Genomic DNA, 12,818 nt, shown 5'->3' with positions numbered 1-12,818 from the left:
CTCACAAAAGTATGTTTTGGTTCTCAATTGAAGACTTGTTTCTGCTGGGAATCGTACTTTTAATGAAAGAATTTTTCATCAAACTTTCCGCATAAGCCCTTAAGTAAAACATAATATCCCATCAATAACGCAGGATAAATTATGATTGTTATTTTTTTCACTGAAATTAATAATTTAACTTCCGATAGTTATCTTTTATTTAGAACTACTTTATAAGCTTCTGCTAATTACTCTTTTTCGTATATTATCATGAAGACTAGAGCAAGCATGCCTTGTCATATATTAGATAAGGGATGTGATAACATTGGGTAACGATAACAATCAATTTATTTTTCATGTAGTACAAAGTTCGGCAATTAAAAGATTTATAATTATCGATATAATTGCTGGAACAGGAATTTATTGGACCGTAAATTTCATTTCTTCAAATGCATTACTCGCAATTATTAGTTGTTTTTTGGGGACAAAAAAAATGAAAAAAACGCATCATTCATAGAAGCAATAACTAAATCCCAATTCATTTCTTTCAAATTTGTTGCCTTTACTCTTCTTGAAGTGGGAAAGCAATTTTTCACAGTTGGCTAATTCATCCGACTTTCTGGCAGACAATACTTTTGATTGTCTGCTTTTTGTATGAGATTTTTCGTTTTACATATACTACTTTTGAACCTGTATACCAATGCAAGCCATTTTGGTGTTTGGGATTTCCCTTCCTGGGATAAATATTTTTGAACTTATCCCTTTTTTGTATAGGCATGTATATTTGGGATAAAACTAATTACAAGCAGATTTTCTGTTTATTCGTAGTTCTTAACCAAAAGACTTTTCTCCTTTAAAGGACAGTAGGTACGACTGCTTGTCCTTTTTTATTAATATTTCACACACCATTTTTTGCCCCCTTCTAAGCATTCTATTACAGCTCCCAAATAGCCAATGTTTATAGTCATACAAAATAAGCAGTTGCTGATACTTTCCTTTTTGAGTTACACAACACAATAAAAATGTGTAACTATAGATTTGAATCCATGTCCCTCCTATCTCAAAAGCTCTCCTAAATAACTAAAAAAAAACACCTTAAGTGGGTGCCCTTTTTTCCTTATGTAAGAGAACATACAGATAACATTAATCCTCCAAATGTCACTGTTCCTAGTAACCCGAATACAACTCCTGTTAAACAAACACAATCAGCAAGACAAATTGAAGATTGCGATAATGGAACAAATGACCTACTTGTGCTCGATCCATAATGTTTTATTTTTTCATAATTTATATCCAACATTAAATGTAGACATGATACACAACCCTCAATAGTTTGAAAAGATTCATTTTCTAACCGCTCCAATAACTTGTTATTTAAAGCAAATGGTAGAGGGTACTGCTTATCTAATTTTATATTTTGATAAATTAATTGCAAACGAGATAGCATACTATTTTTCTTTTTTTCAGATGCAGCTGTACCTTTCATATTATGAAATTCATTTAATAACAGCGTCAATTCATCTCTGTTGCCGTATAAATCCCTAGCTATTCTTCTCTTTAGTTTGTACGAATGGATAATAGATTTAATTTCAATCATTTAATTACACTTCCTAATTAAATATTATTTCCCCTTATAGATAAAAAGTACTTTTAAATCCTATTAACAATACACTCAAACATCTTAATTTACTATCGATTATCATTACATGAACCTTACATAGTTGTAATAATTTCTTTAGTTACTTACCAATCCGAAGCAATCCATCCTCATAATTAATATTGTGTATATCACTATAGAAAATGAAATCATTAATAAAAATAACTTGACTTAATTTTCTTAATTAACCCTTCTCTTTACTTTGTAATAAAGTATTAAAATATTGCTGGTTATATATTACCGCTGGATGATTAGGTATATAATTTGCTGCTAATTCATTATAATATAACGCCTTATCATAGTTTCCTAAATGGCTGTAGCACAAGCTTATATGGAAATATGGAACCCAATTGTAACTTGCGGGGTTATAAAGTATCGCCTCATTAGGATATGTAATTTTCGTGGCTGCTAAATACCAGCGAATTGCTTCTTTATATTTTTTTTGTTCCATCATGACATGCCCTATCCCAACACAAATTTCCCCTCTTGGATTCCCGTATTGAAAAGCCCTTGTAAAAGTTTCTAATGCTTTATCCCACTTTTGAAGTTGCATATAACAATACGCTAAGTTTCCGCACACATAAATATTTCCTTCTCCCCAATTTTCTTTACTATCTAATACTTTTTTATAAAATTGAATTGCCTGATCATACTTTTGCTGAAACATACATTCATTCGCATAATTGAACCAATTTGTAAGCGTAACTTCTTCTGTTTCAATTATGGATTGGAGAATTTTAAAATTCTGATCAATTCTTGGTTTTTCTTTACAATGAGTAATAGTTATATCCGTATGCAACAAATTTCCTTCAACTTGTATAAATTCGTGCACTTTGTTAATCCATTGAAAATTTCTTGAGCGATTAACAAGCCTATAACGTGTTGTAATATACATTGGCTCCATACTTAATCCAGTATTTAAATGATAAAACATTAATACCGCGTCAATATCATCATCCATTTCTTGTTTTAAATTTAAAAATTTCTGCTGATCCTTTTCAAATAAAACATCATCAGCATCCAACCATAAAATATAATCTTTTTTCGCTTTAGAAAATGAAAAATTTCTGGCCGCCGCAAAATTATCATTCCACTTATAATCATAAATGTTAGTTGTATACTTTCGAACAATATCTTTAGTTCTATCTGTAGATCCAGTATCTACAATAACTATTTCATCAACTATGTGTTTTACTGAATCTAGACACCTTGCGATAACTTGCTCTTCATCTTTTACAATCATGCATAAACTAATTGTTATTTCGGTCAAGATAATCCCTCCTCCTAATGTATTATATGATTGAAAAAGAAATTATCTTCACAAATACCTACCTCAAGATATGCATGAAGTTATTAGTTAATTGACTAATACTTCTAAAACTGTGCATACGCAATCTATATTTAATTACATAAAAAACCCCTTAATGATTTATCAATTTTACGATAAATCATTAAGGGGTTAGTGAAATTTATTATGCATTATACCTATTTTTTCGACGTTCCATCCTAGTTTGTCCTTGAACAGTACTTTCTTTATATTGATCTATTTGCTCTGCCATTTCATATGTTACAACTGTTTCTTCGTTATTACGCTCATGCATTATTTCTGGCGTTTTACGTTTAGAACCTTTTCCACCAAACTTAAATAATTTCATCTTAAATTTCGGTAATCTTGGAAAGCGGATCTTAAATGATAGCCTTTTACGTTTCTTTTTTTGTTTAAATAGATTTGTATTTTCTTTATTATTATCTTTCTCTTTTCGATGTATTAACGTCGCAAGTAATCCACCTAATATAAGTCCTCCAACCAAGAGTAGAAGATATACGTAATTGCTTGTCATTAAACTCGTCATACGCTCAAGTATGACTAACGACTGTACTTCTTTTATATCCCATAATAAAGCGGCCCATAATGAGAATAAACCTAAAGTAAGCCCGTATGTACGAAAGCGGAATATACAAGGTATTAAAGCGATACAAGCGGCAATTTTGGCATTTGCTATTATAACACTTGTTGAAATATCCTGATTCCAAATAACTAACAGTAGTGTTATAAATGGTGCATATGCTATCCAGCTACATATACGTGAATATATCTTTTTCGCAAAGTAACTACCGAAACTAGTAAAAAATAAAAGTCCTCCAATATATAAAGATTGTTCAAGAGGGATTTGCTTTAACATTCCTGCAATTGGAAAGAGGCCGCTCAGTAGCATTAATAATACATCTAATTTCTTCACAATTCCCCATTCCTTTCAAATTTTATTTTCAATTAATAAAAATCGCTTTTCCATATGATGTAGTTTTTGTATTTCTAAAAAACATCTTAATCCTGTATGTAAATAAAGTAAATACGTAAAAGAAAAGATACATGACAAAGGATAGCCTTATTTACATGAAAAAATGACAAATCCTGCTCATTATTACTAGCAGGATTTGTATACTATTATTTATATTAATATCAATGCATCTTCTTTTTCTAAAATTATTACATCTTCATCTAATTCGTCATTGGATTCTTTAAACTCCCTTGAATCAATATCGGTAGTATAATTTTTAATTAATTTAGCCATATGCATTACATGCGTATTATGAATATTTTGTTCCGAGAGCAAGGTTGATTTACAGCACATGTAATGTATCATTTTGGCGATTTCTTCTATTTCTTCAGATTTCACACCAAACGGGATAACTTCGAGTATGTACTGCTGTGCTATCTCATTACAATTTAATTCGTATGCAGCCGTGCTATAGTAAATTCCCATTTGATCTACAAATAATCTCGTTTCATCCATAACATATTCTTGGCCTCTAACAATATAGTTCGGTACATCTGAGTTAGTATTAATTCTAATTATGTTTATATCCTCTTTAAAATTCGAGATTATTTCAGGTGAAACCCCAATATTAACGCTTTCATTTTGTAATTCTTCTATCCAATATTTCCTCATATTTGCATCTGCAATAAAATAAACTTCTTTATTTTGTTTATGTGCATCTTGCGAAATTTCAACTAATGTTTCTGACATAAATTGTTTAAAACTGACTCCTATATCATTCCTTTTTGATGGTTGTGGTAAAAATACTTTATTATTACCTATATTTAATAAAGTATGATCAATTGTACCCCATTCTTCTTGACCATATAATTTATATACTATTTCTCTCCCATTTATTTTTGAAAAAATAGGTAAGAAATCATATTTAGACATTTTCTCAATTGATAAATTTACAATTATCCCCGGTAATTTTATCTTATTCCAACTACGCTTTAAGAACCCCTTTTGTTCTAACAAACTAAGAATGGCATTACTAATTTCTTTTTTAGATACACTTTGTCCGATAAATAAATTAATAAATGCTGAAATACGTTCCGTTCGAGCGAATCCTTCCCGAATAATTTGCTTTGGATTAATTTTTTCGCGACCATCACAATTTTTTATTGCAATTAATGCTAATTTCATTTCATTTTGCTCACCTGCCGTAGCATGTACAGCTTTTACGACATCGTCTACTAGTTTCTTTTTGTTTTTATGGCTATATTGCATTCTATATGGATTTTGTAACACGTTTCCAATGTTATATCTTACTATTTTTAACAACACCGGATTGTCTGCATTTAATACATAGGAAGAATCTCCATTTTGAGCTAAAACTATTTTGCTATCTAATAACGCCTGTTCTATCTCTATTACTATATCATCTGACCATACTTCTAACGTAATTGAGTCTAATCCCTTTGGGGCAAATAAAGGTAATAACTCATTCTCATTATTAGTTAATACATTTTCACATTCTGGAAGTAATGTGAAATATGGGAAGCTTCGTTGGAATTCATTAAAAAGTTCCACTTTTTCTCTTACTTTTATACCAAATTTTATTTTTGTTCCTTGAACTTTATATATATTTTCGTTATATGGAAGAAGCACTCTTACATTAGTTCCTCTAATATACTCTTTCGGACATTGGAGAATTTGCTCTAATTTAACCTCTCCCCCTATCCTATAATCATCTTTTAAATTTCTAAAACGTTTAATCCACTTTATTCCTTTTTTAGCTTGTTGCACTTTTAACTTTACAAATCTTTGCTTTTTATTATTTGATTCAAATTCAGGAGTTGAAATCAGTATTTGGCTCCGCTTTCGCCCTAAAAGTATAGAGATATCTTTATGATTATATTGTTGATAAAACCTCCTAATCCCTACAGATACTTTTAATAGCGGAATATTCTCACCTCCACGAGTTACGTATTCAAACCGATATACATAAGCAAAATAATCATGTGTTTCTTCATCTTTAATTGGCTCAGACATCGCTTCAGAAACATATTGTGATCGCAGTGGCGAAAAATATATTTCTTCTTCATTCTTATTTTCCATACGTAAAGGCTTTTCGCAAAAAATATGAGTAATTAAAGCTGGTACCCATTTAGAAAACGTTTTTTTATCATGTAATACTGGTAAATTACTAATTAAGTCATACTGCCATTCTAAATGTGGTGGATCTATTAATTTATTCGGTTTCCAATCATGAATAACCTCATACCAGCTTTGGAAAATATAGTCTAACTGTTCTTGTTTCATTGGTTCTTTTGCTACAATCCAGGGCGTATCTTCCCTTAATATATATGGATTGTGCTGAATGAATAATATATCAGAAAACATTTCATACAATCTTTCATTTAAAAGTTTTAATTTGCTCGTTAATAAAAATGTTCTATAATGTATCTCTACAATCTCAAGCCATTCAATAGGAAAATAAATATACGATACTTTCTCATTATAGAGGGGTTCTACTATATTTTTAAATGCTAATAACCGTAATTTTTCCATATTATTAATACTTCCTCTCTTAATTTATATTGATCATGAATAATACTAGAAAAGATACTAATTTTTTTAAGCATAAACGAATCAAATTTAAACCAAGCACATTAAAGGAAATAACTAGATTGAATTTGAATATTTTAATAAAATATTATTAAAATTATAATTAATAAAAAGTTACTATTAACATATAACTACCTCCTTATGTCACTCTTTATATTACAAAATCATTATAATACATTATTAATTTTTTCATCTATGATTTACAAAAAAATTACAGAAACTAAATATAATAAAAGGTATCACCTCTTGATATAGCGATACCTTTTATATACTCTTTATCTAATTACATTTTTTACGCCTGTATTCACTGGCCATTTTTCTAAAGTGTAAGCCATTTCCCAAAATGAATATTCATATTGACTACTAATAATGAAATGCTGTTTCATACGCTTCCGATCAGACTCTGTCACTTGTTCAGCAATAGCATCTAATCGTGTAATTTGCTCTTCAACTAAAGTACGGAACCAATCAGATCCATAAGCAGAAATCCACTCTTTATAAATTGGCTCTTCTGGCTGGCACTCTTTTAAACGTTCACCAATTTCATAATATAGCCAGTAGCAAGGTAAAATTGCTGCGATAATATCTCCTAAATGCCCTTCATACGCCGCACGGTACATATGTGAAGTATACGCATATGCAGTTGGTGCAGGGATAAAATTATCTTTTTCTTCTTTCGTAATTCCTAATTTCTTTGCGAAATTCTCATGTAATGATAATTCTGCTTCATATGTATTTTGAGCATGGTGCGCCATGCGAGCTGTCGTTTCTAATTCAAGAGCCTTTGCAGCTCCTAAAGTTTGTACTCTAGCAAAATGACTTAAATAATATGAATCTTGAAGTACATAATAACGAAAACTTGCTAAATCTAACGTACCTTCACCAAGTTTTTTTACAAAAGGATGATTAAAACTTGCCTCCCAAATAGAATCAACTTCTTTACGTAATGTTTGTGAAAAAGTCATTTAAATTCCTCCAATAATGTATAAAATATACGTATTTATCCACAGTTATTAAAACCGTAAAACAAAAAAACTTTCTTTACAGGCGTAAAGAAAGTGAAATAGACAATATTAATTTATTCTTTAAATATGATCGTCTTCCCACTTCCCTACGCTGGTATTAACCAGATCAGGTACTAAGAGTCTCAAAATTATATTTGATCTCAGCCTACAAAAGGCCCCCCTAGTGGATAAATATTTAGTTGTCGTATTGTAATTATCATAGCATACTTCGTGGAACTATCAAAAGTTTTAATTGTACACTTATCTTAAAAACCTTCTTCTTTCCTTACTTTTAATGAAGTTTCAATTATCATATCTAATAGTTTACTATAATTAATTCCAGCCGCATCTGCACTTTTTGGCAGTAAACTTGATTGTGTCATCCCTGGTAATGTATTAACCTCCATTACATATGGAATTCCGTCCTTCACCATCATATCTACCCTTGCATAAACACTACATTTTAATGCTTTATAACAAGCCAATGACGCTTTATTTACACGTTCCTTAATTTCAGTTGGAAGTTCAATAACTTCTTCAATTGTACTAACATCATCGTATTTTGCATTGTAGTCAAAAAACTCCGCTGCATGTCGAATCGAAATGATAGGTAACTGTTTACCATCAAAAATTGTACATGTAATCTCGTCACCTTTTATATACTTCTCAATTACTACTTCAGAATCCCATTCGAATACAGTTTCCAGCATTGAGATTAATTCATTTTTATCATTGACGATCTTTACGCCAACACTCGAGCCGCCAGAGTTTGGTTTTACCACTAACGGAAATCCTAACTTATCTAATTCATCAAGCTTTAGATCCTCCATTTTTGTAAGTTCAATCCAATCTGGTGTTTCTACTCCTTCATAACGTAAAATCTTTTTTGAAATATTTTTATCCATACATATACCGCTAGACAACATATTGCTGCCGCTATATGGAATACCTAAACTCTCAAGCGTCCCTTGAACCGTACCATCTTCTCCGTATTTTCCGTGTAATGCTAGCAATGCAAAATCAATGTCTTTCGCTTTTTCAATTAAATCCAATTTTTCATTTAACGTAATTGGAACTATTTCATACTTACTCTTATCTAAATGTGCAATCATTTCATTCCCAGTCATAATTGATACTTGTTTTTCAGAGGATACTCCTCCCATAATAACGCCAATTCTCATTTTCTCAACTCCAAGTTTCATTTTTTAATGTTTCACCAATTATTTGAATCCCGCTAACAATTTCCTTTTCTTTCAAACGTGAAAATCCTAATCGGAATGTGTTCGCTCCTCCTCCATCAGAGTAAAAAACATCACCAGGAGAAAACGTTACGCCTTTCTCATAACACTTTTGTAAAAGTGTGCGGGCTTGAATTTTTTCTTCCAACTCTATAAACAAATGAAGTCCGCCATCTCCAGTCATCCTTTTAAACGGAATGTACTGATTACACGCCCCAACAGCTAACTCATATTTTTTCTTATAAACAGATCTTGCTTTTTTTAAATATTTTTCAAAATATCCTTCATGTAAATATTGAAACAGAACAGCTTGATCTAACGTAGATGTGTGAATGGTTCTTGCTCTTTTAACACTTTCTAAATAATGAATCAGTTCTTTATCTGCAATAATCCACCCTACACGTAAACCAGGGAAAAGTACCTTCGAAAAGCTACTAATATAAATCACATTATTACCAGCCCCAGCAAAAGTTAATAATGGCGCTAAATGTGAACCTGAATAACGTAATTCTTCATTGAACCCGTCCTCTATAATAGGAACCTTATATTTCGAAAATAGCCTCATCAATTCCGTTCTTTTCTCCGAACTCGTAACAATACCAGTTGGATTATGATAAGAAGGAATTAAATATGCAAAATCAAAATCCTTTTCACGTAAACTTTTTTCTACTTCAGTCGTATCAATACCATCATCATTCATATCTATCCCATGAACTTCAAGCCCGTGTAAGCGAAAAAGTTTCAATGCAGCATGGTGAGTTGGATTCTCACAAATAACACGCCCTGATTTCTTCGATAAGGAAGATAGTACAATATCTAATCCTTCTGTAAATCCATTTGTAATTAAAATATCTTTGTTCGAAATATCTACACCTTTCATTTCCATGTAATGAAGTAGATAATTCATTAACGGTCGATAACCTTTTGCATATCCGTAGTTCAATACGATATCCCCTTCAATGGACATACGAGTAAGAAAAGCTCTTTTGAAATTTTCAACATCAAATAGCTTTTCATCCGGGGCTATACTATTAAAAACAATCATTCCTTTTTCCCAGCGAACTCCATGCTTCATTAAGTCTAATTCATCCGCTAATGTGGTAACTGTATTAAGTTTATTTTTCCAATCTATTTCAACAGACGAGGTGTTACTTATATCCACCTTCGCAACGAAATTTCCTTTTCCTTTAACTGCATAAATGAGCCCTTCTTGTTCTAAATCCGCATAAGCAGAGAGTACTGTATTTCTGCTCACCGATAATAATTCACTCAGTTCCCTTGTTGATGGGATTTTTTGATCACCGAGCAAATGCCCTTTCATAATCATCTTTTTTAAATAATCCTTTAATTGAATATAAACGGGACGATCTTTTACAACTTTAAAATCTTTAAACAATTTCTTACCCCCTGCAATTATTTTTACATATTTATTTCATTCTCAAAAGGTCCACTACATATGTATTTTTTAATAATAGCGGTACGGTCAGCAAACCTATAAATCCTTTCGATATAAATTGATTACATCTTTTAAAGCGGCTGCGGCTGCCCCTCTTGGATTTGAGGCACCTCCAAGCGTTGTCACTTGCCCCATTGAATCCGTAAAGAACGTAATTCCTTTTTCGGTACCATTTATACTTGCTAATGGATGTTCTTTCTCTAAATTAAAAGGTTGTACGCTAAGGTTTACTTTTCCATTATCATCTTTATTTGCTGATGCAATTAATTTAATAGTTTTATTTTGTTCTTTCGCATTTTGAATTTGGTGCGTTGTAACGTGCTCTATTCCTTTTATTCGCATGTCTTTGAGTGCATAATCTGTTCCCATTAAACTATTCGTCAAAAGTAATAATTTACATGCGCTATCCATCCCGCTTATATCTAATAAAGGGTTTGTCTCCGCAATCCCTTTATTTTGTGCTTCTTGCAACGCTTCTTCAAAAGTTTTATCTTCTTCATACATTCTTGTAAGAATATAATTAGTTGTCCCGTTTAATATCCCTTCTATTTTTTCAATATTGCAACCTGCTAAACTAAATTGCCCAATATCTAGTGTCGGTAGTGCCGCGGCAGTTGCACCACTATATCGAATTCGTACATTCGCCATTTTTGCTGCTTCATTTATTTCTCTCCAGTTTGTAACAAGGGCACCTTTAGAAATTGCAACTACATCCATATGTTTCTCAATCGCTTGTTTTATATATTTTTTTCCTGGATTTCCATCTTTAAGATTTGTAACTGTTGATTCTACTAATACATTACCACTTATCTTATTTGTTGCACGTTCCTTCGGATGATGTTCTATATATTTTTCAATTGCAGCAGTACCACAACCATACATCAATAAATGATGAATAGACAAACCTTCCTCATTATGTATTGCAATATTCCTACCTAATACGCCACTTACAACTAAATGAATTCCATATGTTTCATATATATATAAATATTTTTCGTTTAATAATTTTATAAACTCTCTTCCTACTGTCCCATATCCTGATAATACAACTTGAATTTTCATAATATCCCCCCATATTTTTCTACCAAATCCCTCTTTCAATATAATATAAAGCGCCCTCGAATTCCATCGAGAGCGCTTTATATTATCTATTTCGGTAACCGTGATAATTTTTCTGCAATTGTTCTATAAAACTCTTGAATATTAGAAAATCCTAACGTGTCTGAAACGCTTAGTCCTACCATATCGAGGTGGTCCCAATTTGCTTTCGTTTCGATATGATTCCATTTTCCAATCTGTAATGACTTATTATCATTTGCAGCAATATTAGACGAAGGCGCAATCATAGAATTTGTATTTACTACACCGTCATTTTGCCACCAAGAAGTATCTATTAATGGTCGATTTTCTTCATACCTTGCAAAGGAACCTAAGAAGAATGCATTACCCATTAACACTTTATTCATCGTTATATGAGGTAAATGTAAACCTGTTATAGGTGTTGCTTGTGATGCATGTCCACTATAGGATAAGTAATATACATCCGATTGCGTTTTTACCCAATTATTTAACTCTTTTGCACCATCAGTACTTAAATCCCATTGACTTATATCTTTTGTATTTTTCCAAATTGAACTATTTAGAATACGATCACTATATTGGAAAAAGGACTCTCCGGCATTCTTTTTTATACCCCATTGTTCCAATTTAAAATCATATAATGATAAATTATTGTTTCCTCCTAAACTTGCAGCTGTAATGAGTAAATCTTTAACAAACGGTAACAGAAGACTTCCGTCCGCAAGTGTTGTACCATTGTGAGGAGTTGCTAATGTTGTAACACTATGAACATACGATTTACCACCTTCAAATAGTGGTGATATCTTTGTGTTCGAATGATTTTTCACATAATTCTTTTCTTCAAAACTGCCTTCTTTTAATAGCTGCACTAATGTTCTTGTCGTTTGTCCACCCATGCTATGTCCGACTAAATGAATTTTATTTGTTTCACTCCAATTCAGTGCAAAACCACTATAAGTTCTGCCAAAGCGATTATGTCCATGTATCTCAGCATGCGCCGCACCGTAATCTACTGTTCCACCGTTAATTTGCGCATATAATTCACATGCCCGATCCCAGTTACTAGAAACAGGCCCAACAGCAGCAGTATATACTGTATAATTATTTCTTTTTAAATCTTCCTGTATATCATGAACACCACCCCAATATTTAACCCCTAGCATTTCCTCTCTACCCCATCCGGCAAAGCCATTCACTAAAATGATAGGATAATTATTTTGTTGTCTCTCTTCTGCATAAGTTGTTTTCGCAGCGACTGAACAGAAAGTCACTAACGCAAAAAAACATATTTTTAAATATAATTTTCCCATACTTTCTCCCCCTAATAAAACGTTTACATTTTTCTATGAAAAAGATTTACACAATTAGTTTTCAACTTAAACATAATGTAAAGTATTTTATATACATTGTATATATAGAAAACATACACAAATGTTGATAAATATTAATTCAAGTTAGTATTTACTTTTTACAATACAACTTGTAAATCTGATTATTTGAATTTATAATTAAATA

The 12,818-nt window shown here is 31.5% G+C and carries 10 protein-coding genes and 1 riboswitch; of the genes, 1 reads left to right on the top strand and 9 read right to left on the bottom strand.

The genetic code is table 11. The annotated features are described in order from the left end of the window. Positions 1-304 precede the first annotated feature (304 nt). The gene (locus tag ACFVQC_RS20655; protein ID WP_377899100.1) at positions 305-496 is read left to right on the top strand and encodes a hypothetical protein; all 192 of its coding nucleotides are present in this window, start codon (positions 305-307) and stop codon (positions 494-496) included. A 600-nt stretch (positions 497-1,096) separates the two neighbouring features. On the opposite strand, the gene ACFVQC_RS20650 is transcribed toward ACFVQC_RS20655, so the two are convergent. From ACFVQC_RS20650 to ACFVQC_RS20610, 9 genes are all read right to left on the bottom strand, one after another. Further along, positions 1,097-1,576: a homoserine dehydrogenase gene (locus ACFVQC_RS20650; protein ID WP_377896260.1), complete on the bottom strand. Its 480-nt coding sequence runs from the start codon at positions 1,574-1,576 to the stop codon at positions 1,097-1,099. A 244-nt stretch (positions 1,577-1,820) separates the two neighbouring features. Further along, positions 1,821-2,879, bottom strand: a complete 1,059-nt coding sequence (locus ACFVQC_RS20645) for a glycosyltransferase (RefSeq protein ID WP_377896261.1) — start codon at positions 2,877-2,879, stop codon at positions 1,821-1,823. A gap of 229 nt (positions 2,880-3,108) precedes the next feature. Beyond that, the gene (locus tag ACFVQC_RS20640) at positions 3,109-3,876 is read right to left on the bottom strand and encodes a DUF3959 family protein (protein WP_377899099.1); all 768 of its coding nucleotides are present in this window, start codon (positions 3,874-3,876) and stop codon (positions 3,109-3,111) included. A 210-nt stretch (positions 3,877-4,086) separates the two neighbouring features. Then, positions 4,087-6,468 carry a pPIWI_RE module domain-containing protein gene (locus ACFVQC_RS20635; protein WP_377899098.1) on the bottom strand — a complete coding sequence of 794 codons (2,382 nt, stop codon included), beginning with the start codon at positions 6,466-6,468 and terminating at the stop codon, positions 4,087-4,089. A gap of 332 nt (positions 6,469-6,800) precedes the next feature. After that, a complete protein-coding gene (tenA, locus tag ACFVQC_RS20630; protein ID WP_377899096.1) occupies positions 6,801-7,490 on the bottom strand; it encodes a thiaminase II in 690 nt (229 codons plus the stop codon). Between the two features lie 126 nt (positions 7,491-7,616). Continuing rightward, positions 7,617-7,722, bottom strand: a riboswitch (TPP riboswitch). Positions 7,723-7,795: 73 nt separating this feature from the next. Beyond that, positions 7,796-8,710, bottom strand: coding sequence for a D-alanine--D-alanine ligase (gene ddlB, locus ACFVQC_RS20625; protein WP_377899095.1), 915 nt, complete (start codon positions 8,708-8,710; stop codon positions 7,796-7,798). Between the two features lie 4 nt (positions 8,711-8,714). Beyond that, complete coding sequence (gene pdxR, locus ACFVQC_RS20620; RefSeq protein ID WP_002147488.1) at positions 8,715-10,163, bottom strand: MocR-like pyridoxine biosynthesis transcription factor PdxR; 1,449 nt, start codon at positions 10,161-10,163, stop codon at positions 8,715-8,717. A gap of 96 nt (positions 10,164-10,259) precedes the next feature. Next, positions 10,260-11,285, bottom strand: a complete 1,026-nt coding sequence (locus ACFVQC_RS20615) for a homoserine dehydrogenase (RefSeq protein WP_377899094.1) — start codon at positions 11,283-11,285, stop codon at positions 10,260-10,262. Positions 11,286-11,371: 86 nt separating this feature from the next. Then, positions 11,372-12,613: an esterase/lipase family protein gene (locus ACFVQC_RS20610; protein ID WP_377899092.1), complete on the bottom strand. Its 1,242-nt coding sequence runs from the start codon at positions 12,611-12,613 to the stop codon at positions 11,372-11,374. Between the last annotated feature and the right edge of the window lie 205 nt (positions 12,614-12,818).

The sequence above is a fragment of the Bacillus sp. NPDC057893 genome, from assembly GCF_042796455.1.
Taxonomy (GTDB): Bacteria; Bacillota; Bacilli; order Bacillales; family Bacillaceae_G; genus Bacillus_A.
The sequence above is the reverse complement of the archived record's forward strand: the minus strand, read 5'-3'. Positions and strand labels throughout refer to the sequence as shown.